Origin of the sequence: Rhodopirellula baltica SH 1 (genome assembly GCF_000196115.1) — a bacterium.
Classification (GTDB): Bacteria; Planctomycetota; Planctomycetia; order Pirellulales; family Pirellulaceae; genus Rhodopirellula; species Rhodopirellula baltica.
In genome coordinates, this window is record NC_005027.1 from 4,777,486 (window position 1) to 4,802,046 (window position 24,561).

Consider the following 24,561-nt stretch of genomic DNA (forward strand, 5'->3'; position numbering starts at 1 on the left):
TCGACACTTGCAACAAAAAACAAGCCTGCGGTACGGCGATTGCTACCTGCGAGCCCCAACGAACGCGTTCATGCCCGAATGGCCGAACTGGATCCATCGACTCAGTTCCTCATCGTGCGGCACACGTGCCGAACACGTTCGCTCGACCCGAACACATTCCCCCGTCTCTTTCCCTCTTGGCATCGAATCCGTGGCCGCCTCGGGCTCGCACCTTTGCGATCCGCCCATCAACCGCGAGCCTCTCGGATCCAAACCACCTCAGGAGAACTACATCGTGGCAAAGCAGATCGTTTTCGACGATGACGCACGCGGCCCATTGCTTGCCGGAGTCAGCAAGCTGGCCCGTGCCGTCCGCAGCACACTTGGCCCTCGCGGCCGTAACGCCGTTCTGGACAAAGGATGGGGTTCGCCCAAAGTCACTAAGGACGGCGTGACCGTCGCCGAAGACATCGAACTGGACGATCCATTCGAAAACCTCGGCGCTCAATTGGTCAAAGAAGCCGCCAGCAAGACCAACGACGTCGCTGGCGACGGCACCACCACCGCCACTGTGCTCAGCGAAGCCATCTTCCGCGAAGGCCTGAAAATGGTCGCCACCGGTGCCGACCCAATGGCACTCTCGCGCGGCATTCAAAAAGCTGTCGACACCGCGATCGCTCAAATCGCCAAAATGGCGACCCCGATCAACGAAAAGAGCAAGAGCGACATCAAGCAAGTTGCCACGATCGCTGGTAACAACGACCCACAAATTGGTGACGTCCTCGCTGACGCCTTCACCAAGGTCGGCAAGAACGGCGTGATCACGGTCGAAGAAGGCCGCAGCAACGAGACTTACGTCGACGTTGTCGAAGGCATGCAATTCGATCGCGGATTCCTGTCGCCTCACTTCGTCACCAACCAAGACGAAGTCACCGTTGAACTGGATGACTGCTACATCCTGTTGTTCGAAGAAAAGATCAGCAACAACAAGAAGATGATTCCGTTGCTGGAAGCCATCAGCAAAGCCAAGAAGCCATTGCTGATCATCGCCGAAGACACCGAAGGCGAGGCTCTCGCCACTTTGGTTGTCAACAAGATGCGTGGCATCCTGTCGGCTTGTGCTGTGAAGGCTCCTGGCTACGGCGATCGCCGCAAAGCCATCTTGGGCGACATCGCTGCCCTGACCGGCGGCAAGGCGATCTTCAAGGACCTCGGCATCGACCTGGAAAGCGTCAAGGTTTCCGACCTCGGTCGTGCCAAACAAATTCGCATCACCAGCGAAGCGACCACCATCGTCGGCGGTGCTGGCAAGAAAGCTGACATCGAAGGCCGTGTCGCTCAAATCCGTCGCGAAATCGAAGCGACTGACAGCGATTACGATCGCGAAAAACTGCAAGAGCGTCTGGCGAAACTCGCCGGCGGTGTGGCTCAAATCAACGTTGGTGCCGCAACCGAAACCGAGATGAAGGAACGCAAAGCACTCATCGACGACGCTCGTGCCGCAACACAAGCTGCACTCGAAGAAGGCATCGTCCCCGGCGGCGGAACCGCACTGCTTCGATGCCGTGCTGCTGTTGAAAAACTGGAAAAAGCAACCGAAGGCGATCAAAAACTCGGCGTGCGAATCATCCGCAACGTGCTCGACCAGCCAATGCGTGCGATCGCCAACAACGCTGGCCTCGACGGAGCCGTCGTCGTCAACCGCGTGCTTCAAATGAAGGGCAAGACGGAAGGCTACGACGCCAACGCAGACAAGTACTGCGATCTCGTTGCTGCCGGCATCGTTGACCCCGCCAAAGTGGTTCGCACCTCGCTGACCAACGCAGCATCGGTTGCCGCTTTGTTGTTGACCACCGAATCTTTGGTCACCGAAATCCCCGTCGAAGAAGAACCAGCCGGTGGCGATCATCACGATCACGGCATGGGTGGCGGAATGCCAGACATGGGCGGCATGGGAATGGGTGGCATGGGAGGAATGGGAGGCATGGGTGGAATGGGCGGCATGATGTAAGCCGCTTTCCGCGTCCCTCTTTCAATCCTTTTCCCACACCCAATTTCAAATCAACTTTCAACTCACAGGAATCAACTCATGGCCACTGCCAAAAAAATCAACCTGCGTCCTCTCGATGATCGCGTTGTGGTTCAACCCAGCGAAGCCGAAGAAACCACCGCTGGCGGCATCGTGCTTCCCGACTCGGCAAAAGAAAAGCCACAACGCGGCACCGTCGTCGCTGTTGGACCTGGCAAATTGCTCGATAGCGGCAACCGCGGTGAACTGAGCGTTTCGGTCGGCGACGTCGTGATCTACGGCAAGTACGGCGGAAGCGAAATCGAAGTCGACGGACACGAAATGAAGATTCTTCGTGAAAGTGACATTTTGGCCAAGATCGGCTGATCCGGTTCGTTCTTTCACCCCAAAACATCTACGAGGAATTCAGTCGTGGCAAAACAATTGCTTTTTGAGGATCACGCTCGGGCCCGCATGTTGGCCGGCGTGGAAAAACTGGCCAAGGCCGTCGCAACGACGATGGGTCCTACCGGCCGGAATGTGATCATCGATAAATCCTTCGGCGGTCCAACCGTGACCAAAGACGGTGTGACCGTCGCCAAGGAAATCGAACTCGAAGACCGCTTCGAGAACATGGGTGCGAAACTCGTCATCGAAGTCGCTCAAAAGACCAGCGACTTGGCCGGCGACGGAACCACCACCGCAACCGTGCTTGCTCGTGCGATCTTCAAAGAAGGTCTGCGAAACATCGTTGCCGGTAGCAACCCAACCGCGATTCGTCGCGGGATCGAAAAGGCTGTCGAAGCCGCTTGCGATCAACTGGTTGAAATGGGACGCCCCGTCAGCGGCAAACAAGAAGTCGCTCATGTCGGTGCAATCTCGGCCAACAACGACAACGTGATCGGCGAATTGCTCGCTGACGCATTGGAACGAGTCGGCAAAGACGGCGTCATCACGGTCGAAGAAGGCAAGAGCCGCAACACCGAAGTCGAATACGTCGACGGGATGCAGTTCGACAAAGGCTACGTTTCGCCTTACTTCATCACCGATTCCAGCACGATGGAAGCGAGCCTCGAAGACGCACTCGTGTTGCTGTACGAAAAGAAGGTCAGCAACATTCGCGACCTCGTGCCGTTGCTCGAAAAGACCGCTCAAACCGGCCAGCCTTTGCTGATCATCGCTGAAGACGTCGACGCGGAAGCATTGACGTTGCTGGTGGTCAACAAACTGCGTGGCACGCTGAACGTGTGTGCGGTCAAGGCTCCTGGTTTCGGCGATCGCCGCAAAGCCATGTTGGGCGACATCGCAACTCTGACCGGCGGAACGCTGATCAGCGAAGACCTCGGCATGCAGCTCGAGAACGTCACCTTGGAACACCTCGGTCGCGCGAAGAAAGTCACCGTCGACAAGTCGAACACGACCATCGTCGAAGGTGCTGGCAAACGCGAAGACATCGACAAACGTGTCGCTCAAATCCGCGCTCAAATCGAGCAAACGGACAGCGACTACGATAAGGAAAAGTTCCAAGAGCGTTTGGCCAAGTTGGCCGGCGGTGTGGCTGTCATCAGCGTCGGTGCCGAAACCGAAGCTGAAATGAAGCAAACCAAGGCTCGCTTGGAAGACGCTTTGCACGCAACCCGTGCTGCAGTCGAAGAAGGCATTCTGCCCGGTGGTGGTGTGGCTTTGGTTCACTGCCGCGAAGCGGTGGAAGCTGCCAAGAAGAAAGCCAAGGGCGACGAAAAGATCGGCGTCGACATTGTCTTGGGTGCCTTGGACGCTCCCATGCGTCAAATCGCCGACAACGGCGGCATCGACGGCAGCGTTGTGGTCGACGAAGTCCTGCAAAAGAATGACCCCAAAATCGGTTTCAACGCTCACACGGGCGAATACACCGACATGGTCAAAGCTGGCGTCATCGATCCCGTCAAAGTGGTTCGCACCGCATTGACCAACGCTGCCAGCATCGCAGGCTTGTTGCTCACGACCGAAGCCTTGGTCACCAACTTCGAGCAAGAAGACAAAGACAAGCGTCCTGTCGAAGGCATGGTCAGCTAATCGCTGAACCTAACTTCGCACGACATATTTTTAATGGGCCGTTCGCCTTCGGTGAGCGGCCCGTTTTCATGACCCTCCAAGCGTCCGTTCGCCAGGTCCCAAATGGACCGGCGAAACAACCGACGCCGAGGCGATCACTGACCACGAACACTCCACTGTTTGATTTCTCATGGCCACCAAAACCTGCTACTACGAAGTGCTGAAGGTCGAACGAACGGCCACGAAGCAGCAGGTCGATCGCGCGTATCGCAAACTTGCTATCAAGTATCACCCCGATAGCAATCGAGACGACGGATCCGCGACGGCGAAATTCAAAGAAGCAACCGAAGCCTACGAAGTCCTCAGCGATGCGAACAAACGAGCTCGCTATGACCAATACGGTCATGCCGGGGTCGAAGGCGCCACACAACAATACGGCGACGTCGAAGACATCTTCGAAGCTTTCGGCGATCTGTTCGGCGGCGGCTTTGGTGACTTCTTTGGCGGAGGCTCCCGTCGTGGCGGCGGACGACGTCGCGTTCGACGCGGTGCCGATGTTCGATGCGACGTCACACTGACGCTGGAAGAAGCCGCCCGCGGATGCCACAAAGACATCGTGTTCCGTCGCCGCGTTTCGTGCGATACCTGTGACGGCAGCGGTGCCGCCGCGGGCAGCGAACCGGTCACCTGCACCATGTGCGGCGGACAAGGACAAGTCATCCAGTCAGCGGGCATCTTGCGTGTCCAAACGACTTGCCCAACCTGCAAAGGTGCCGGCAAACAAATCGGCGAACCGTGTGGTAAATGCCGCGGCACTGGAACGCAAAACGAAAAAGCCGAGATGAACGTCGAGATCCCTGCCGGGGTCGACGACGGCATGCGAGTCCGCTTGCAGGGCGAAGGCGAACCCAGCCCCGATGGCGGCCCCAATGGCGACTGCTACTGCTTCATCTCCGTCAAAGAACACAACCTGTTCAAACGCGAAGGCCAGCATCTGATTTTGCAGATGCCCATTTCGTACGCCCAAGCCGCGCTCGGGGCAACAATCAACGTGCCGACTCTTGATGGGCCGCACGAATTAACCGTTCCCGCCGGCACACAAACCGGTCACGTCTTCACCGTTCGCGGGCAAGGCATCGTTGATCCTCGCAGTGGACGCACCGGCGACTTGCTGGTTCAGATTTTCATCGAAGTCCCCAAAAAGCTCAGCGACAAACAACAAAAACTGCTTCGCGAACTGGCCGAACTCGATCACGATTCGGTGCTTCCCGAACGCACCTCGTTTCTCGACAAACTTCGTCACTTTTTTGACCCCGAACCGGAAGAAGCCGGCACCGGCTCGACCGACACGGAGAAAGACTCATGAACGAACAACCCAACGAAGAACTTCAATCCGAAGACGAACAATTCGACCCGCAGGAAACCGTTTCCTTTGAAGGCGAAACGGCGGCTAACGACGAAGCGTTCGCGGAAGCCGGCGAAGAAACTCGCGACGAAGAAATGACGCGTCTGCGTGGTGAAGTCGAAGAAGCCAGCAAACGCGTTTTGCAAGCGCAAGCCGAAGCGGAGAACTTTCGCAAACGCCTGCGCCGCGACACCGAAGCACAATTGAAGTTCGCTGGAATGCCACTGGTTACCGATATCCTGCAAGTCCGCGACAACTTGCTGCGGGCGATCGAGGCGGCAACCACCGCCGGTGACGGCGAATCGGCGGCCGGATTGGTCGAAGGCGTTTCGATGGTTCGCAAACAGCTCGATGACGTGTTGGCCAAACACGCGATCAAAGAGATCCCCGCCGAAGGCGAACTGTTCGACCCGAACTTCCACGAAGCCATTTCGCAGATGCCTCACCCCGAGATTGCATCGGGCATGGTCGCTCACGTGGCGACGCCTGGATTCCAAATGCACGACCGCGTTGTGCGTCCGGCTCAAGTCGTCGTCAGCACCGGCGATGGCTCGGCGTAACCCACCACCTCAGTCGACGGCCTTAATCAATCGACGGACCCCACCTGAATCGTCTTTCGTTTTTCACCTCCACCTTTCTTCTTTTCATCCTTTCCTATGCCGACTTACGATTATTTGTGTGAAGCTTGTGGTCACGAGTTGGAAGTGTTCCAAGGCATCAACGACGAAGTGCTGAAGAAGTGCCCGGAATGCAAAAAGAACAAACTGCAACGTCAGTTTGGAACCGGGGCTGCGATCGTCTTCAAAGGCAGCGGCTTCTACCAAACCGACTATCGCAGCGAGAGCTACAAAAAGGGACAGAGCGCCGACAAACCCAAGTCGGAACCCAAGAGCGATAGCAAAGCGAAAAAGTCGAAGCCAAAGTCCAAGGACTGACGAAAGTTCGCCACAATCACCGGCGGTGCGGCAACGAACCACGGCCCGTTAAAACCACTCGGTTGATTTTGACCGTGGTGGCAACAAACAGCGCTCCTGCGTCGCTTGAGAACCTGTTACGATTGCTCGCATGGATGTTCTGTGTTTGCAATCAGGAAGCAGCGGCAACTGTGTCTTCGTCGACACGGGCTCGGAGTGCGTGCTCTTTGACGCGGGAATCAGTTTCCGAAAAGTGCAAACTCGGCTGAACGAAGCCGGACGCGACGCATCAGAAATTGACGCCATCGTGATCTCCCACGATCACCGCGACCACATCGGCTGTTTAGGCGTCCTGAATCGCAAGCTCAACGTGCCGATTCACATCAGCCGCCGAACCTTGCGATCAACTGAGCGTCGCGTTCCACTCGGCCCCGTTCACGACATCCAACATTTCGTTCCTGGCGAAACGTTCACGATCGGTGAGACCGCGATCGAGACGATGCCGACGCCACACGATGGTGTCGACGGGGCCGCCTTCACGCTCGACAACGGGTGCTCTCGGTTTGGATTGTGGACGGACTTGGGATGCGTCTTTGATGACATGCTCGCCAGCGTCAACACGCTCGATGCCTTGTTCATTGAAAGCAACTACGACGAAAACATGTTGGCCACTTCGGGCTACCCTGAATTTCTTCGCGACCGCATCTCGGGATCCGGCGGGCACATCTCCAACCGCGAAGCCGCCGAAGTGATCTCGCACGCGAGCGACCATCTGCAGTGGGCCTGTTTGGCTCACCTGTCTGATGAAAACAATGATCCGGACGTCGCCCTGCGAACCCACCGCCAGTGTCTGGGCGATCGACTGCACCTGATCTGTGCCGACCGCCATCTAGCGACGCAACCACTTCGGGTCTCCCCTTCGAAGAACCAGAAACTCACCCAGCAGATGTTCTTCTAGAGCGGCCGGGGCATTTTTCGCACAAATCATCGGTTTGCGTGACATCTCGACGAAATGGCATTTCCGCCGCTTCAATTGGCTTTGCGTGCGAGAACCAAACGCACAACGCCGACGACTCCCGAATCAATCCGTTAGGGCGAACAAGCTTCCTTCCGCATTCGGTTTTCCATGATTAATTTGACGCAGCAAGTCAATTGAGTCAGAGTCACCGCTTCCTCCTTTTCACTTCTTGCTGCATTTGAGCGATCCCATGACCGTCAGCATCTTCAATGACGTCATCGGCCCAGTGATGCGTGGTCCCAGCAGTTCGCACTGCGCAGCGGCTCTGCGAATCGGACGTCTGGCCCGCGACTTGGTGGGTGGCGACCTGCAACATGTGCTGATTCAGTTCGATGAATCGGGATCGCTTCCCGCGACCCACACTAGCCAAGGGTCCGACATGGGATTGTTCGGCGGGCTGCTCGGATGGGAAGCCCACGACGAACGCTTACCAAATTCGCGACAGCATCTGATCGACAATGGGATCGCGTTTGAATTCGAATACGGCGACTACGGTGACGCTCACCCGAATACGTATCGCCTGACCGTTTGCGGCGAACAAGAATCACACACGCTGATTGCGATCTCCACCGGCGGCGGCATGATCGAAGTCACCTCGATCGACGACTTTGATGTCTCCATGGACGGTGGCTTCGACGAGACCCTGGTTCGTCTCAATGAACCCGCCTCGGACGATACGATCCAAACCCTGGATTGCGAATCGCTCGCGAAAGAACTGCTGGCAGATCATGTCCATGTCCGGACATCCGATCAAAACGTGATGCTGCAGATTCAATCCAGTCAACGACTGGAACCCTCGACGCTACAAAGAGCACTTCCATGGGACAGCCCTGAGCCAATTGTTCGTCTGGCACCAGTTCTGCCCATCCGCTCGCGTCCCAACGCAGACATTCCATTCCAAGATTGCAACACACTGACATCGCAAGCGGACGTCGATTCCAAGCCACTCTGGAAGTGGGCGGTTGAATACGAAATGCAGAGAGGCGGACTGACCGAGCGAGAAGTTTTGGACCGCATGATCGAGATCGTCCAAATCGCTCGCACCAGCATTGAGTCTGGTTTGAACGGAACCGAGTATGCCGACCGAGTGCTCGGATACCAGTCCGGCGGCTTCCGAGACAAGCTGCAATCGGGACAATTGCTTGATGCGGGTGCACTCAATCAAATCGTGCTTTACACGACCGCGATGATGGAAGTGAAAAGTTCGATGGGCGTGATCATCGCCGCACCCACTGCGGGAGCCTGCGCCGCGTTGCCAGCAACTTGCTTGGCGATGGGCGAAACGCTGTCACTCTCCGATGAAGAGATCGCCAAAGCGTTTCTCGCAGCTGGATTGATCGGCGTGTTCATCGCGACCGCCTGGAGCTTTGCTGCCGAAGTCGGTGGATGCCAAGCCGAAGGTGGTTCAGCCGCGGCGATGTCCGCAGCCGCCTTGGTCACGATGGCAGGAGGGACGACCACGCAAGCCACCGGCGCCGCATCGATGGCACTGCAAAACATGCTGGGTCTGATTTGCGACCCGGTTGCCAATCGTGTGGAAGTCCCATGCTTGGGCAAGAACGTGATCGCCGCCAGCAACGCGATTTCATGTGCCAACATGTGTTTGGCAGGATTTGATCCCGTCATTCCACTGGACGAAACCATCGACGCGGCACGCCGAGTCTCCGAGCGAATGCCGCGAGAACATCGCTGCACGGCATTGGGCGGTTTGGCCACCACGCCGACATCGCTGCAAATCGAAAAACGACTGCAACAATGCGGCAGTGGATGCGGATGCAGTGCGGCACAGCCGGTGGCGCTAAATGCCAAGGCGACTGTGTCGACCTAGCAGCCTGTTGATTCAGTCGCATACCGAATGACAACAATAAGCCGATGGACGTTAGCCTCGGACGGCTTCTGACTAACCGCCGCTAACGTGGTACGGCTCATTGAATCAGCAGACCGCTAGGCGACATCTAAAGAGGCGGCAAAGCAAGCGAATACAATCCGCTATGGGATGTCCACCGGTTCCTTGCCGGCTCTTGTCAGCAACTTTCTAAAAAGCTGAGGGTCGATGTTCTCGGTGATGAACTTCACCGCACCATCTCCCATCCCGACATGGAACCCGCCGGTCCGAGCATGCCCCAATCCGTTCAACGGGTTGTTCAGATCGATGGTGATGTCTGTTGGTTGCGTCCAAAAGACCGCTTCGTCTGCATCTGCTTCCAAGACGAGAATCGAGTTGGATAACCCATCCAAAAAGTCGCGAAATTTTGTCTCCTGCATTGGTCTCATGCCAATGTCTTCACCGACCACGGCCTGGTAGATCGTGTGGCCAGGCTGCACTTGCAGCCCGATTGATTCGTAGACGGCGGGAATTTGCTGGGCGACCTGGAGATTGTGTTCGCTGTCCCACGGTTCGTCCAAATGAAACTGCTGATAGAGCTCCATCTCGTCGAGAAACGGCAGCAACTTCACCCGCCAGCTCAGCAAAGGGTTGCCCTCATCATCGCCGATCGCCGAGAGTGGCAGCTGATTGTATGCGGCATGATGGTTGTGAATCGCCAACATGATTTGCTTGACGTTGTTGGACGACTGCATCCGGCGAGCGGCTTGGCGGCCCGCTTGAACAGCCGGCAACAAAAGCCCGACCAGGACTCCTGTCGAGGCGACACTCAATTCTGATTCCGTTTGAATGGTGACATCGCGTTCGATCCGCAATGGCTGAACAGACTGCAACACCATCGCGGAGATCCGAGCGGCATAAGACTGCACCGCCTCCCGCATCGCGGGCGACATGTCCGATTGCTCAAGATTTTGTTGGATCGAAGTCATCGCCAAAGTTTGAGCTTCGATCAACGAATCTTTCATAATTCCTTCGATCTGTTCAGCAGCGGACTCGTCGATACCCACGAGAGTCAAGTCCAATGAGACTGCTTCTCCCTTCAGATCCACATGCAAAAGAACCGCGTCGGTCAGTCCGGGGATTTGCCCGAGGGGTTGCAGACGGTGCGGCAGTTGAGTCGCGGCATTCATTGCAAAGCCGCTGACGATTGGACGAATCGTTTTCATTTCCACCACCGCCGAGATCCCGTCGCGTTTCGGCAGCGATGCCAATCGAATCGGCAAAGGACCACGCTCTGACTCATCAACCTTGGCCTGAGCAGCAGCGGTTTCGATCAGCCAATCCGGCGACCCGATGTACCAAATCTCGCCTTCTTCACCATCGCCAAATTTCGCGTTCGATTCCAGTCGGCTCAGCACCATCGGAACGGAGCCATTCACTCGCACAGCCGTGTGTTCACCGACCTTGATCGGACGCGGATCCAAATCCAACGCCTCCTTCAATACTTTTCCGTCGACCTTTCCTGCGAGCTGGACAACGGCGGAGAACAATGGTTGACCGGTTTCGAACGACAATCCAAACGTGGCCTGAACGTCTCGTATGTCGTCCGGATCGATTCCAATGGTTTCTTTTGCCTGCACACGAAGAATTTCGGTGGGATACAACCGGAACATATCGTTGTCCCACCAATGCGATGGCGACAAAGACACGAACCCAATCGAGTCATCGTGAACGTATCGCCCCCCAATGTCACTTGGCGCCTCCGATGGTGCCAACAAATCCTTCGCTCCGCCTAACGGAATCAGTTGATCCTGTGCAATGGCGTTGTGTCCGCCACTGATTGTCAGCAACACAATCATTGCCATTACGACCACAATCGAGCGTCGACGGCCCAAACCAAACTGTTTGAGCGTTCGGCAGCGGATTGCCCAATTCGATGGACAAGGCGTTCGAGTGGTGAACGAACGACTGGCAGATTGAGGAGTGTCCCACATCACAGCGAATCTCCGGATGAAAATCATGGTGGTTTCGAAGGCAGTTTCATAAAGGTTTCATCAGCTAGCCTATCGAATTCCAGCGACCACTGTGTGCCGTTCAACCGCCTAAAAGCGAAGTGTTTTTGGAGTTTCATCGAATTCCCTTTTTTGAACCACGTCCCAAATGAGGTGATTCGCGCGGCATCAATTACTGACGCTGAACCTATAAAAGTTGACTGCGATCTTTGCGGCGGCACCTCTTGGGCGGTTATAGTATCCCGCTGGCTTGTACAAAGTTCACGACAGGAAATTCAGATGTCGCAATCGGTGGTGTCCAACAACTCATCCGCTTCCACGGTGACCGAACCATCGCTGAGCGATGACGACGTCCAAGCAGTCGACCGACTCGGACGATTGACGCAGCAACTTCGAGACGAACTGGCTCGCGTGATCGTTGGCCAACGCGAAACGGTGGACCTGTTGTTGGTCTGCCTGTTCGCTCGACGGCACGCTTTGTTGATGGGAGTTCCTGGACTAGCCAAGACTCTGCTGGTCAGCAAGCTCGCCGAAACGATGTCTTTGAAATTCAATCGCATTCAGTTCACTCCGGACTTGATGCCCATGGACATCACGGGCACCGACATCCTGCAAGACAACGGCGACGGACGTCGTGAATTCCAGTTCGCTCATGGGCCAGTGTTTGCGAACATCGTGTTGGCCGATGAAATCAACCGGGCACCACCCAAGACCCAAGCCGCGATGCTGGAAGCAATGCAGGAACAACGCATCACCGTTGTTGGCAAAGGCTTTGACCTGCCCCCACCGTTCATGGTTTTGGCAACACAAAACCCAGTCGAACAAGAAGGTACGTACCCGTTGCCGGAAGCTCAACTGGATCGCTTCATGGCGTTGATCGAACTGGACTACCCATCCGAAGAAGAAGAAATCGCGATCGCTCGCACGACGACGGGTGGACGCTTGCCAGAGCTTCAACACTTGATGACGGCCGAGAACATCATCGCCAATCAGGACTTGGTGCGGCGGATCCCGGTGCCCGATCACATCTACACGGAAGCCGCCCAACTGGTCCGCAAAACTCGCCCGGCCGGCGGAACCGCTCCCTCATGGTTGCTGCCGTTGGTGTCCTGGGGTGCTGGTCCGCGAGCGGTCCAGGATTTGATCTTGGGTGCCAAGTCACGAGCCGCACTGGAAGGTTCCTACATGGTTCGCACCGAGGACGTTCGTGCGGTGGCTCAGCCCGTTCTGACACACCGACTGATCACCACCTTCGCCGCCCAAGCCGAAGGCATGACCGCCCGAGACATCGTCGCAAGATTGCTGGAGGAGGAAGGCTAGGTAGTAGCTGCTTGCTACTAGCTGTTAGCTGTTAGGAAAAACAAGGAGCGTCAGCGACGCGATGTCCCCTCTCCCCCGGCTTCCGGGGGAGAGGGCAAGGGTGAGGGGGACACGGATCAACAGGAATCCAAACCAATTCTCAAAGCCAACCAACCATGCCAATCCGCCAACCACCTCAACTCACCCAAAACACACGCGAACTCCGAACCAACCAAACCAAGCCCGAATCACTCGTCTGGACACTCCTCCGCAACCGCCGACTCAACGGACACAAGTTTCGACGCCAGTTCCCCATTCCACCTTTCATTGCCGACTTTGCCTGTGTCGAGAAACGTTTGATCGTTGAACTCGATGGCGACTACCACGAACAGCAAGAGCAACAAGACATGAGCCGAACTGCTCGATTGAACCGCGACGGATGGATCGTTTTGCGGTTTTGCAACGCGGATGTCTTGGAGAACACCGAGGCGGTTGGTGTGGCGATATTGCGGGCGATGGGAGAGGAATGGCGAGGTGGTGAATGATGGTTCTTGAAGATGCCCCCTCACCCTAGCCCTCTCCCCCGGAAGCCGGGGGAGAGGGAACGACGTGTCGCTTCGCTCCTTCGGGAAATAGCCACTAGCCACTAGCCACTAGCTCCTAGCTCCTAGCTCCTAGCTCCTAGCTCCTAGCTCCTCGCTCCTCGCTCCTCGCTCCTAGCTCCTAGCTCCTAGCTCCTAGCTCCTCGCTCCTCGCTCCTCGCTCCTCGCTCCTCGCTCCTCGCTCCTCGCTCCTCGCTCCTCGCTCCTCGCTCCTCGCAACTCGCAACTCGCAACTCGCAACTCGCAACTCGCAACTCGCAACTCGCAACTCGCAACTCGCAACTCGCAACTCACGTTTAGCACTTTGTCCGAACAACACACTCCTCGCGAATTTTTGGAACCGGCTGTCTTGGCAGGATTGTCGGGGCTGCCTTTGTTTGCGCGCAGGCCGATGCGAGGAAATGTTTCTGGTCGGCACACCAGTCCCATGCGGGGCGCGAGTGTGGAGTTCGCCGAGTACCGGAAATACGTCCCCGGCGATGACCTCAGGCGGTTGGATTGGCGAGCCCATGGCCGCAGCGATCGCTACTACGTCAAAGAATTTGAAGCGGACACCAACCTGCGATTGCAACTGGTTTTGGACACCAGCGGATCAATGGAATATGGCTCCGGCGAACTCAACAAATTGCAATACGCTCGTCGCATCGCTGCCGCCATCGGCTACTTGGCCGTGCAACAAGGTGACGCTGTGGGATTGTCGTGTGTCAGCAATGGCATCACCGGTCACCTGCCTCCACGCCGAAACCCGGCTCACCTCAAAACCATCTTTGATGCTCTGGAAGAAACACGCGGCCAGGGCGAAACCCATCTGGCCGATGTCTTGCATGAACTTGCCGAAACAACCCGCCAAGCCGCGATGGTGATTGTGATCTCCGACTTCTTCGTCGATCCCGATCAACTGCGAAGCTGTTTTGAACACTTGCGTTTCCGCAAACACGACTTGTCGCTGTTCCATCTGCTCGATCCGATGGAACTGAACTTTGAGTTCTCTCGGCCCACACGTTTTCTCGACATGGAAGGTGGCACGGCCATCTTCGCCGAACCAAGCGAAATCGCAGATCGTTACCAAGACGCCTTGCGAGGTTACCTGGATCAACTCCAGCAAATCGTGGTGTCCTCCGGTGTCGACTATCACCGCGTCAGTATTGATCAACCTTATCCCGAAGTGCTCACCAACTTCTTGACACGTCGCGCGATGGCAAAGGGGGGACGATGAGCTTTCTTCAACCCTGGATGCTGTTCGCTCTGCCGATCGCTCTGCTGCCAATCCTGATCCACTTGATCAACCAACGTCGTTATCAAACGACGCAGTGGGCCGCGATGATGTTCCTGCTGGCCGCGAACCGTATGAATCGCGGTTACGCTCGCATTCGCCAGTGGGCCATCCTGGCTCTGCGAACGCTGGTTCTGTTGGCCTTGATCATTGCCATCGGACGACCACTCGCCAGCGGTTCACTCGGCGGCGGATTGGTCGGATCGCTCTCGGGAGGTTCGTCCGCGAACACGATTGTGTTGCTCGATCGTTCGCCTTCGATGAACGTCAATGCGGCGGGTGACTCAAGAACCAAACTGGAAGCCGGCGTCGCCCAAATCGCTGAAACACTGCAGACACTCGGTGCCGGTCGAGTTCTGCTGATCGACAGCAACACGGTCGCGGCGTCCGAGTCCTCTCCCGCACGAGAACTGGCGTCTCCTGAGGAACTGCTGGACCTTCCGCAAACCGGACCTTCGGATGCATCGGCTGACATTCCCGCGATGATGTTGGCGGCACTGGACACCATCCAAGCCAACTCGATGGGACAAACCGACGTTTGGATTTGCTCGGACGCTCGCGAACACGATTGGCAATCACGAGACGGACGTTGGCCCACGCTTCGCGAAGCCCTCGCCCAATTCGGACGCCGAGTCCGGTTCCGTCTGTTGACCGTCGCGGGAACGGACCAGCCCAACCGATCGATCCGCATCGACGACATCGTCCTGCGATCCGAAGGCGATGAGCGAGTGTTGATGCTGTCGGGCAAACTTCAAAGTGATTCTGAAAACGGCGACACAGCGAACGCACCCGCGCCATCGATCCGCATGGATCTGGATGGAGCTGAATCGATTGTCGAACTGCCACTCGATTCGGGGTCGGGTGAATTCACGGACTTGCGAGTCCCCTTGGATCGCGAACAAGTGAGCGGGCTGGGTCACGTGTCGTTGCCCGCCGATGGCAACAACGCCGACAACACGTACTATTTTGTCTTTGACGAGCCACCGCCACGAAAGAGTGTGGTGGTGTCCGCGAACGAGGACGTTGCCAATGTGCTGCGATTGGCCGCCGAGATCACTCCCGATCCAAACATCGAGGCTTCCGCTGAAGTCCTGCTTCCCGCCGAAGTGCCATCGATCGCGTGGGATGAAACCGCACTCTTGCTGTGGCAAGCCCCGTTGCCCACGGGCGCGTCCAACGCAGAAATTCGCAAACGATTGGAATCGTTCCTGGACCGCGGCGGCCGAGTGATCTTCTTCCCGCCCGACAATCCTGATCCCAACGCGGAACTGTTTGGCGTCTCGTATGCCGCATGGACGGACTTGAAAGACGACGTGTCGATTGCGACCTGGCGAGGTGAAGCGGACTTGCTGGGCAAGACACTGGCGGGAGCGTCGCTGCCGGTTGGAAAGCTGAAGGTGCATCGCCTGGCGGCCCTGTTCGGTGAAACCACTCCGCTTGCCAAGTTGTCCAACGACGAACCAGTCATGGTCCGAGTCCCCACGCCTCGCGGCGGAGTTTACTTTTGTGGCACGACTCCAGCGGCAAAGGATTCGACCCTCTCATCCGACGGCGTTGTGCTTTACGTGATGATCCAGCGAGCCTTGGTCGCCGGTGCTGCGTCCCTGGCCAACACAGGTCGCTTGGATGCGGGAACGGTCGATGCAGAAGTAGCCGCGACGTGGAAACGATTGCAAGGGCCCGACGATTCGATCTCGACAGAACACGCTTTCACGGCAGGTGTCTACGCCGACGGCGACCGCTTCAACGCGATCAATCGATCCGCCGGAGAAGACGCCACCGACACGCTGCAAGACTCTCAGATCGACGATCTCTTTCAAGGCTTGGTGTTGGAACGCGTCAATCAAACGGCGGGCGAATCCAATTCCTTGGTCGATGAAGTCTGGCGAGCGTTCCTGATCCTGATGCTGATCGCCATGATCGGTGAAGCCATCTTGTGTCTGCCGCGGCAATCCGCCCAAGCGGCCTCCCCATCCGTCGGAGGTGCCACGGCATGATCGAAACTCATTCGCTTTCGTTTGCCTGGACGCCTTGGACCATCGCGATCGCGGTGGTGGCCATTGCGTTGACGCTCGTGTTTGGATTCCTCGCGTGCTGGCGAAACCACTTCCGCAAAGCGACCGTGTTGCTGGAAGCGTTGCGTTTGATTGTCGTCGTGATTGCCGCAACCTTGCTCGGCGGTCCTGAATGGGTTGAACAATACGTCCCCGATGACAAACCCGTCGTCGCGGTTCTGTACGACAATTCCGGCAGCATGCAAACGCGGGATGTGGTGCAATCCGAACCTCAAACCCGCGAAGAAGCAATCGCGTCGCTGACGCAAATGGAGGCTTGGAAATCACTCGAGTCACGAGCCGAAGTGGTCATCGAACCATTCGCGGAAACCAAACCAGAGCCCCACAATCCCAACCGCATCAACCCGATCTCCAACCCCGCCGGAATCGCTCCTGGTGAGACCGCTGAGTTCGTCGAAGAGAAAGGCACGGACCTTTCCAGCCCACTGCTGGATGTCGTCCGCAAGCACCCACATTTGCTCGGCGTCGTGTTGGCGTCGGATGGAGACTGGAACCAAGGTGACGCGCCCGTGCGTGCGGCAGGCCGGTTGCGATCGATGGGCGTTCCCGTGTTCACCGTTCCCGTTGGCAGCGAAGAACGTTTGCCCGATGTCGAATTGCTCAGTTTCGATGTACCAACCTTTGCGATCGGTGGCAAAAAGGTTCGCATCCCATTTTCGGTTGAAAGCTCGCTACCACGAGACCACGCCGCGACGGTCACCATGACCACGTCCAAAGGTGAAACGATCACCAAGGACATCCGCATCGCCGCGATGGGCCGCACGAACGATTCAGTCGATTGGGAACCGGAAGAACTCGGCGATGAAACGCTGACACTGACGATCAGCAAACATCCCAACGAACTGCTCGACGACAACAATGAGATTGCCGCCCCGATCTCCATTCGAGAAGAAAAGCTTCGAGTGCTCGTGATCGAATCGGTGCCCCGCTGGGAATACCGCTATCTACGAAACGCGTTGTCTCGTGATCCGGGCGTGGAGGTTTCGTGCTTGCTGTTTCACCCGGGCCTCGACGCTCGCGGTGGAGGCAACGCCGATTACATCGCGACCTTCCCCGACACAAAGGAAGAACTTTCAAAGTACGACGTCGTCTTCCTTGGCGACGTCGGTTTGGACGACGATCAACTGACGATGGAACAATGCGAATGGCTGCATGGTTTGGTCGAACAACAAGCCAGCGGTTTGGTCTTCATCCCCGGTTGGGAAGGCCGACAATTCAGTTTGCAGGAAACGCCACTGAAGGATCTGTTGCCAGTCACGCTCGACGAAGGCCAACCGGGCGGTTGGGGTTCACGCACCGCCCAACACTTTGAACTCACACAGCTCGGTCGCCGCAGCTTGCTGACCAAACTCGCCGACACCGCCGACGAGAACCTGGAAGTCTGGGGCAACCTGCCTGGCTTCCAGTGGTACGCACCGGTGCTGGCCGCGAAACCTGGTTCGGAAACGTTGCTGGTTCATCAAGAGGTCAGCAATCGATTCGGTCGTTTACCATTGCTGGTCACGCGAACATATGGAGCGGGCAAAGTTCTGTTCATGGGAACCGACGGTGCTTGGCGTTGGCGCAAAGGCGTCGAAGACCTTTACCACTATCGGTTCTGGGGCCAAGTCGTTCGTTGGATGGCGTATCGCCGGAACATGGCCCAAGGCGAAACGATGCGTTTGTATTACTCGCCCGAACAACCACAAGTCCGCCAAACGGTCAGCGTCAACGCAAACGTGATGGAAGCCAGCGGCGAACCGCTCTCCGGTGGCGACGTGACGTTGCAAATCGTTGCTCCGTCCGGCCGTTCGCAAACGATTCAACTGCAATCCTCGGGTGAAGCCTGGGGTGCGTTCGCAGGCCGCTTCACACCGGAAGAACCCGGCGAACACAAGTTGACTTTGTTTTGCAAACAAACCGGTGACTCGTTGCAGACCACGGTGTTTGCTCAGGGAGTCGCTTTGGAACAAATTGGAAAACCGGCTCGCCCGGACGTGATGCAAGAGATCGCTCGCGTCACCAATGGGCAAGTCTTCACCGTCGATCGAGTGGAAGACGTGATCGCGTGGCTGTCGGCCATGCCTGATCGTCCACCTTCGATTCGTCGCATCGCACTTTGGAGTCACCCGGCAATCGTCGGTGGATTCATCGCTCTGTTGGCATTGTTTTGGATCGGTCGCAAGGGAGTCGGATTGATATGAAGATTGCAGACAACCATTCACCCGCGCAAACAAACTTGCGCATTCCCGATTCGCTCAAGCAGCAATTGCTGGCGTACCGGCGTCGCGTTTGGCAAATCAAGCTGACCGAAGCCGTCGCGATCGTGGTCGCGGGAATCGGGCTGGCGTTCCTGCTCGTCTACGGGATGGACCGCTTCACCGACACGCCGGCGATTCTTCGAGGCCTGCTTTGGATTGGCGGATTCGCTTTGATGGCCATCGTGCCCTGGGCGATCTACAAATGGGTTTACAAGCATCAAGCTCTCGAACCGCTCGCGAAATTGTTGAGCCAAAAGATGCCTTCGATCGGCGACCGATTGTTGGGCGTGATCGAGCTGACTCACAACGCGTCCGAACAAGCCCGCTCGCCCGAACTTTGCCAAGCTGCGATGACGCAAGTCGCCGACGATGCGGCCGGCAAAGACTTTCGCAGCGCCGCCCCGAACTCTCGATACAAAGCCTGGACCGGCTTGGCCGCCGCAACCGTGCTGGCCATCGGAGCCTTGGCGGTGACCTATCCCGCGGCAACGGGCAATGCGATGACGCGATTGCTGGCACCGTGGGGATCCACGCCGCGTTACACGTTCACACGAATCGATGCTCTGGCGAACGACGTCTACATCCCACACGGGGAACCGGTTGTCTTGCCGGTTGCCTTGAGCGCCGATTCTCGCTGGCAACCCGAGTCCGCAGAACTGCACATTGGGCAACAGAAACCAATCCAAGCCACCCTTCGCGATGGGCAGTACGCCTTTGCCGTGCCACCTCAACTCAGCGAACATCCAATGTCGCTCACCGTTGGCGATGTGAAGCAATCGGTGAAGCTGAAACCCACGCTGCGTCCTGAGCTTTCCAAGATCGTCGCGGACGTGAACTTGCCCGAATACCTCGGCCAACCTGAACCCAAACAAATTGACACACGAGGCGGCTCCTTGACCGTCGTTCGCGGAAGCCAAGCCGTCGTGACCGCGATCGCCAATCGCGAATTGGCCGATGGCAAAGTCAACGAAAAATCGCGTCCGGTCGACGGGCCGCAGTTGGCAAGCGATTTCGTGAAAGCCATCGAAACCGAAACCCTGCAATTCCAGTGGCGTGACCAGATGGGACTGACGGGACGCGAACCGTTCACGTTGTCGATCGAGGCGATTGACGACGAAGCCCCCACGTTGATTTGCGACGGCCTGGAACGCCAAGCCGTCGTGTTGGATTCGGAAACATTGACTTTCCAAGTCCGTGCCAACGATGACTTTGGCATCCGCCGCGTCGGCATCCAGTGGAAAGGCATGGACGTCGGTGCGGTCGAAGAACCAGCCGAAGGCGAGCGAGCTCTCGCGGCGGGTGATCCGACCGCGGCCAGCTTGGAAGCGATGGGAACGTTCTCGGCCAAGTCGCTGGGGATTCCCGCTCAACCGATCGAGCTGCAAGTCTGGGCGGAGGACTACCTGCCCGAGCGGGCCCGCGTGTTGTCGCCGCCGTTTTTGCTTTACGTCCTCACCCCGGACCAACATGCAATTTGGATGACGGAACAATTGAGCAAGTGGCACCGCCAAGCTCTCGACGTTCGAGACCGCGAACGCCAACTGCACGAGAAGAACAAACAACTTCGCGAACTGTCTGCTGATGAAGTCGAAATGGACCAGCATCAACGCGAAATCGAGCGGCAAGCTTCCGCCGAACGATCCAACGGTCGTCGATTGGAACGGCTCGGCCAGATGGGCGACCAATTGGTTTTGGCGGCATCGAAGAATCCCGAAATCGGGGTTGGCCACCTGGAACGTTGGGCGGAGATGCTGCAGGTCTTGCAGGACCTCTCCGACAACCGGATGCCCAGCGTCGCGAATTTGCTGGACGACGCGGCACAAGAAGCACCGAAGATCGCATCCAAACCTGGCCCCCAAAGCCCCGGCGGTCCCAAAGCGGGACAAAGCCGTGCGAACTCCTCAGGCCCAGGTTCTGAAATGTCCAAGCACCCTGGCCCCAAACCACGTGCGGCACCACAGTTGGTCGACATGGAATCCTCCGCCAACTCACCCGACGAAGGCAAAGGTTCCCCCGGTGGTCCCAAGAAACCCAGCAATCCTGCGTTGCGTTTGCCAACGACGACGGTGATGGGCAAGAGCCAACCTTCGGATGACAAACCGAAGAAGGACGAGCCTTTGAAGATGACGCAAGCGATCACCGAGCAGAAAGAATTGCTCGACGAATTCGACAAGATCGCCGACGAACTGAACCTTGTCTTGGCGAACTTGGAAGGCAGCACGTTGGTCAAGCGATTGAAAGCCGCCTCGCGTAAACAAAACCTGGTTGCCAAACAGCTGACCAATCACCTCGAACCCGCATTCGGTCAAAGTGCCCCGCGCATCGACAAAACCGCATGGGAACTTTTCGGTGAATTACAAACCACCGAGGACGAGAGCACCGAACAAGTCTCTTACATCATGGATGACATGGAGGCTTACTTTGAACGACGACGCTTCACGCAGTTCAAAGTCACTCTGGACGAAATGAAATCCAGCGATGTGATTGGCGGTTTGCGTCAACTCTCGGCTGCAATCAAGAAACAGCAGGGTATCTCCGTCGCGCAGTGTGAGTTCTGGTCGGACTCACTGGATCGTTGGGCTGAAAACTTGGTCGACCCCGCTTGCAACGGCAGTTGTCCCGGCGGCAAGTCACCGGAAAGCCTGCCACCATCGATCGTTCGCGATGTGATGCAAGTTTTGGAATCCGAAGTCAATTTGCGCGACGAAACTCGAGTGGCCGAACAAGCCAAAACGGCCGTTGAATCCAAGGAGCACAAAGCCACCGCCGAGACGCTGGCCAAAACTCAAACGGAGATCAACGAACGCGTCGTGGACGTCATCGAACGCATCCGCGAATTGCCGGAGGCGACCAAGCACTTTGGGAAAGAGCTCAAGATGCTGGCCGCTGTCGACTCAGTGATGACCGATGCCACTTCGATCCTGAAGCAACCCAACACGGGTTCCCAAGCCATCGCGGCCGAGACCGAAGCCATTGAGTTGATTCTGCGTTCCAAACGCATCAACCCGAAAGGTGGCGGAGGAGGCGGCAGTTCGCCTGGTGGCGGATCCGGAGGTGGCAACAGCACTGATTCCGCTTTGGCATTGCTAGGAAAAAGCAAGAACGAAAAGGAAGTGCGTGAGAACAAGAACATCACGCAATCGACCGGCGAAACCGGAGCAGAACTGCCCGAAGAATTCCGCCGCGGACTGGATCAATACTTCAGCCGATTGGGAGGAACCTGATGGTCACCCGCCGTTGGAGTTTCCTGTTGCTTGGACTGTTGGCATTGACGACTCGTCCGGTCTCGTCGCAGGAACTGAGAGTGCAAGCAGTACAAGAATTCAATGCTCTCAATCGATTGGTAGCCAAAGGCGAAAAACTATTGGCGAAGAAACCCAAACCGCCTGAGTTTCTCAAACCGCTGGTGAATGCGGAACTGTCATTTGTTCATCGAGTCTGCAAGCCGACTGACGAACAAATGGAGACCATCGTGGAATCAGCTGAAGAAGCACTCAAAGGGATGGTGGACCTTCTCGACCAAAGAGTCCGAGGACGGACAGCCTCTACTATTCAATACAGGGGACTGAATGGGCAAATGCTCAACCAGAATCCAGTGCAACGTATTCGCGAAGACACCATGGATTACCTCCCTCTGCTTTTGACGGAGGAGCAATACCAAAAATACAAACAGGAATCCTCGCAACGCGAACGGATTGAGCGGGAGGCGGCTTCGGATTACCTGGTCGCATTGTTGGGCGAGAAATTGATTCTCACCAAAATCCAACAAAGACAGCTTCGAGAAGCCTTTCTAGAAGAATGGTCTGACCTGGATGTCGAGTGGGTCGTGACCTATATCAGCAACCAACGATTTGTCCCCATCATTCCCAGCAATCTGCTGCGAAAGGTTTTGACCACGGAGCAACAAACTGCATGGGCGTCATTCCAACAAGTCAACATCAATGTGATGCTTGGCCAGAACGCTGAACTGTTTCTCGAAAAGGAATGGCTGCCATGAACATAAGAAGATTGGTGGCTTGGTACATCGCAGCTTTGTTGGGAACATTCATCGCGATATCGCCACAGCAATGCGAGGCACAGAACCGAATCAGCCTTGCACAATTCGACAATTGGATCTTCCAAACTGCCGGCCGCGATGAGGCGCAGTGCCGAAAAGGATTGGAGAAAAAGATCGAATTGCAATTCGTCCGAATCGAACAATCCACTCCTTTAACAGAAAACCAAAAAGACTCCCTTCGTTTGGCTGGCCAAGGTGACATCAAGCGTTTTTTTGATCGAGTCAATCAAGCTCGCGAGAAGTTTCTTCGGATGGAGCAAAAGGATAACAACCTCCACATCAACGAAGCCTACCAATTGGCGTCGCCACTTCAACAGGAGTTGTCGATGGGCATTTTTGGAAAGGATTCTCTCATGGCGAAAGCGACGCGACATGTCATGACCGACGACCAAGCGACGCAGATCCAGGAACGCGTCCTTGAACAATCCAGAGCCATGATGGAGATGCAAGGCAAAGTTTTCATTGCCACCATCAGCCGCGGCATGGCGATGACAGCAAAACAACAGCGGGAACTTCAAGAACGCTTCCAAAAGAAAATTCAACAACTAGCGAAACTCCCCGACGAAGAGGAACGCGGTTTCGTGAGCCGGTCGTTGTTCATTCTTTGGCTTGTCGAAATTATCGGCGAAGAAGACTTCCCTCATTTCGATGCAGAACAGATGGTCGTAGTCAAACGACTCGAGAACCGAGCGAATGATGCCAAGCCAATGTTAAAGTTACGAGGGCTGCTGAAATGAAAACCGTGACACCCAAGCAGCCATTACGACTGCTAGCTTTGATAGTGATCAGCACGTTCTGTTCGACGCCGGCCAGTGCCCAATTCCCAACCGCCCAACTCGGCGACGTGGTACCGCGTGACGTGCGTGAGATTTACGAAAAGGGCATTCAGTACCTCGCGAAGGCACAAAGCGAAGAGGGAAATTGGTCCGATGGTGCCTACGCAGGCCCCGGCGTGACCGGCATGGCCGTGATGACTTTCTTGGCCTCGGGCGAAGACCCCAACTACGGCATCTACAGCAGCAACATTCGTCGCGGGCTGCGGAGCATTGTCAATTCCCAGGATCCCAACTCGGGAATTCTCGGTGGCAACAGTGGTCACGCCAGCATGTACAACCACGGTTTCGCGACCTTGGCACTCGCCGAAGCTTACGGCGTGGTCAACGAACGTCTGCTCACCACCGGCGGTAAGAAACTGGATCGATCACTCGGCGAAGCCCTGGAACTCGCCGTTCGCGGTGCGGTGACGTCGCAGAAAAAGAACTCTTACGGTGGGTGGCGATATGGCGCCGATGCAAAAGACGCCGACACCTCCGTCAGCGGCGCCGTCATGGTGGGCTTATTGGCGGCCCGCAACGCAGGTGTCAAGGTTCCCGACGAAGCGATCGACCGCGGTGTGGCCTACTTTAAATCCATGACCAGCTCGTCCGGGCAAGTCGCTTACGCGGGACTAGGTGGGTTTGACAATTCGACGCCGCGAATCTCGATTGGGTGTTTGGTCTACGCCGTGTCGCGTCGAAAAGACATGCCCGAATTCAAAGCCACGCTCGCGGCACTTACCAATCAAATGGACACCTCCGGCGGGGCTTACATGAGCTATGGAAATTACTACCAGGCTCAAGCGTTGTTTCAGGGCGATGTCGAAGCCTGGGAAAAATGGAACAAGGAACTGATCCGTCAACTGAAGGCCAAACAGAACGACGACGGAAGTTTTTCAGGCAACTATGGCACCACCGTCGAAACCTCTTTGTCGCTGCTGGCGATGGCGCTCAACTTCCGTTTCTTGCCGATCTACGAACGATGAAAACAATTGAGAATCACGA

The 24,561-nt window shown here is 56.6% G+C and carries 18 protein-coding genes; 17 read left to right on the forward strand and 1 reads right to left on the reverse strand.

Annotation, left to right across the window (positions count from 1 at the left end):
* Window positions 1-7: 7 nt before the first annotated feature.
* From groL (RB_RS18340) to RB_RS18375, 8 genes are all read left to right on the forward strand, one after another.
* Window positions 8-1,990 (forward strand): chaperonin GroEL, encoded by a 1,983-nt coding sequence (groL, locus tag RB_RS18340; protein ID WP_007330006.1) that lies wholly within the window; start codon window positions 8-10, stop codon window positions 1,988-1,990.
* A gap of 78 nt (window positions 1,991-2,068) precedes the next feature.
* A complete protein-coding gene (gene groES / locus RB_RS18345; RefSeq protein ID WP_007330007.1) occupies window positions 2,069-2,374 on the forward strand; it encodes a co-chaperone GroES in 306 nt (101 codons plus the stop codon).
* A gap of 45 nt (window positions 2,375-2,419) precedes the next feature.
* Window positions 2,420-4,042 (forward strand): chaperonin GroEL, encoded by a 1,623-nt coding sequence (gene groL / locus RB_RS18350; RefSeq protein WP_007330146.1) that lies wholly within the window; start codon window positions 2,420-2,422, stop codon window positions 4,040-4,042.
* 169 nt (window positions 4,043-4,211) lie between these two features.
* A complete protein-coding gene (gene dnaJ, locus RB_RS18355) occupies window positions 4,212-5,387 on the forward strand; it encodes a molecular chaperone DnaJ (protein ID WP_011122091.1) in 1,176 nt (391 codons plus the stop codon).
* Window positions 5,384-5,986, forward strand: coding sequence for a nucleotide exchange factor GrpE (locus tag RB_RS18360; RefSeq protein ID WP_007337437.1), 603 nt, complete (start codon window positions 5,384-5,386; stop codon window positions 5,984-5,986). The genes dnaJ and RB_RS18360 overlap by 4 nt, the downstream gene beginning before the upstream one ends.
* Window positions 5,987-6,082: 96 nt before the next feature.
* A complete protein-coding gene (locus RB_RS18365) occupies window positions 6,083-6,361 on the forward strand; it encodes an FmdB family zinc ribbon protein (protein WP_007325406.1) in 279 nt (92 codons plus the stop codon).
* A 130-nt stretch (window positions 6,362-6,491) separates the two neighbouring features.
* A complete protein-coding gene (locus RB_RS18370; RefSeq protein ID WP_007337436.1) occupies window positions 6,492-7,298 on the forward strand; it encodes an MBL fold metallo-hydrolase in 807 nt (268 codons plus the stop codon).
* A 250-nt stretch (window positions 7,299-7,548) separates the two neighbouring features.
* Window positions 7,549-9,186, forward strand: coding sequence for an L-serine ammonia-lyase, iron-sulfur-dependent, subunit alpha (locus RB_RS18375; RefSeq protein WP_164922193.1), 1,638 nt, complete (start codon window positions 7,549-7,551; stop codon window positions 9,184-9,186).
* Between the two features lie 161 nt (window positions 9,187-9,347).
* On the opposite strand, the gene RB_RS18385 is transcribed toward RB_RS18375, so the two are convergent.
* Window positions 9,348-11,204, reverse strand: a complete 1,857-nt coding sequence (locus RB_RS18385; RefSeq protein ID WP_011122094.1) for a DUF1559 domain-containing protein — start codon at window positions 11,202-11,204, stop codon at window positions 9,348-9,350.
* A 270-nt stretch (window positions 11,205-11,474) separates the two neighbouring features.
* Here RB_RS18385 and RB_RS18390 point away from each other — a divergent pair, with 270 nt between their 5' ends.
* From RB_RS18390 to RB_RS18430, 9 genes are all read left to right on the forward strand, one after another.
* On the forward strand, window positions 11,475-12,515 hold the full coding sequence (locus tag RB_RS18390; protein ID WP_011122095.1) for an AAA family ATPase: 1,041 nt from the start codon (window positions 11,475-11,477) through the stop codon (window positions 12,513-12,515).
* Window positions 12,516-12,670: 155 nt separating this feature from the next.
* A complete protein-coding gene (locus RB_RS18395) occupies window positions 12,671-13,039 on the forward strand; it encodes an endonuclease domain-containing protein (protein WP_011122096.1) in 369 nt (122 codons plus the stop codon).
* Window positions 13,040-13,400: 361 nt separating this feature from the next.
* Window positions 13,401-14,312 (forward strand): DUF58 domain-containing protein, encoded by a 912-nt coding sequence (locus RB_RS18400; protein WP_007324190.1) that lies wholly within the window; start codon window positions 13,401-13,403, stop codon window positions 14,310-14,312.
* Window positions 14,309-16,366: a BatA domain-containing protein gene (locus RB_RS18405; RefSeq protein WP_011122098.1), complete on the forward strand. Its 2,058-nt coding sequence runs from the start codon at window positions 14,309-14,311 to the stop codon at window positions 16,364-16,366. The genes RB_RS18400 and RB_RS18405 overlap by 4 nt, the downstream gene beginning before the upstream one ends.
* The gene (locus RB_RS18410) at window positions 16,363-18,627 is read left to right on the forward strand and encodes a hypothetical protein (protein ID WP_164922195.1); all 2,265 of its coding nucleotides are present in this window, start codon (window positions 16,363-16,365) and stop codon (window positions 18,625-18,627) included. The genes RB_RS18405 and RB_RS18410 overlap by 4 nt, the downstream gene beginning before the upstream one ends.
* Window positions 18,624-21,908, forward strand: coding sequence for a hypothetical protein (locus tag RB_RS18415; RefSeq protein WP_164922196.1), 3,285 nt, complete (start codon window positions 18,624-18,626; stop codon window positions 21,906-21,908). Before RB_RS18410 ends, RB_RS18415 begins: the two co-directional genes overlap by 4 nt.
* Window positions 21,908-22,681 (forward strand): hypothetical protein, encoded by a 774-nt coding sequence (locus RB_RS18420; RefSeq protein ID WP_011122102.1) that lies wholly within the window; start codon window positions 21,908-21,910, stop codon window positions 22,679-22,681. The genes RB_RS18415 and RB_RS18420 overlap by 1 nt, the downstream gene beginning before the upstream one ends.
* On the forward strand, window positions 22,678-23,478 hold the full coding sequence (locus RB_RS18425) for a hypothetical protein (protein ID WP_231845769.1): 801 nt from the start codon (window positions 22,678-22,680) through the stop codon (window positions 23,476-23,478). The genes RB_RS18420 and RB_RS18425 overlap by 4 nt, the downstream gene beginning before the upstream one ends.
* Window positions 23,475-24,542 carry a prenyltransferase/squalene oxidase repeat-containing protein gene (locus tag RB_RS18430; protein WP_011122104.1) on the forward strand — a complete coding sequence of 356 codons (1,068 nt, stop codon included), beginning with the start codon at window positions 23,475-23,477 and terminating at the stop codon, window positions 24,540-24,542. Before RB_RS18425 ends, RB_RS18430 begins: the two co-directional genes overlap by 4 nt.
* Window positions 24,543-24,561: the final 19 nt, after the last annotated feature.

Coding starts and splice junctions, on each gene's coding strand:
- RB_RS18365 (WP_007325406.1), top strand. CDS start 6,083: ATGCCGACTTACGATTATTTGTGTGAAGCTTGTGGTCACGAGTTGGAA.
- RB_RS18425 (WP_231845769.1), top strand. CDS start 22,678: ATGAACATAAGAAGATTGGTGGCTTGGTACATCGCAGCTTTGTTGGGA.
- RB_RS18430 (WP_011122104.1), top strand. CDS start 23,475: ATGAAAACCGTGACACCCAAGCAGCCATTACGACTGCTAGCTTTGATA.
- RB_RS18390 (WP_011122095.1), top strand. CDS start 11,475: ATGTCGCAATCGGTGGTGTCCAACAACTCATCCGCTTCCACGGTGACC.
- dnaJ (WP_011122091.1), top strand. CDS start 4,212: ATGGCCACCAAAACCTGCTACTACGAAGTGCTGAAGGTCGAACGAACG.
- groES (WP_007330007.1), top strand. CDS start 2,069: ATGGCCACTGCCAAAAAAATCAACCTGCGTCCTCTCGATGATCGCGTT.
- RB_RS18370 (WP_007337436.1), top strand. CDS start 6,492: ATGGATGTTCTGTGTTTGCAATCAGGAAGCAGCGGCAACTGTGTCTTC.
- RB_RS18415 (WP_164922196.1), top strand. CDS start 18,624: ATGAAGATTGCAGACAACCATTCACCCGCGCAAACAAACTTGCGCATT.
- RB_RS18375 (WP_164922193.1), top strand. CDS start 7,549: ATGACCGTCAGCATCTTCAATGACGTCATCGGCCCAGTGATGCGTGGT.
- RB_RS18405 (WP_011122098.1), top strand. CDS start 14,309: ATGAGCTTTCTTCAACCCTGGATGCTGTTCGCTCTGCCGATCGCTCTG.
- RB_RS18360 (WP_007337437.1), top strand. CDS start 5,384: ATGAACGAACAACCCAACGAAGAACTTCAATCCGAAGACGAACAATTC.
- RB_RS18385 (WP_011122094.1), bottom strand. CDS start 11,204: ATGATTTTCATCCGGAGATTCGCTGTGATGTGGGACACTCCTCAATCT.
- RB_RS18410 (WP_164922195.1), top strand. CDS start 16,363: ATGATCGAAACTCATTCGCTTTCGTTTGCCTGGACGCCTTGGACCATC.
- RB_RS18420 (WP_011122102.1), top strand. CDS start 21,908: ATGGTCACCCGCCGTTGGAGTTTCCTGTTGCTTGGACTGTTGGCATTG.
- RB_RS18395 (WP_011122096.1), top strand. CDS start 12,671: ATGCCAATCCGCCAACCACCTCAACTCACCCAAAACACACGCGAACTC.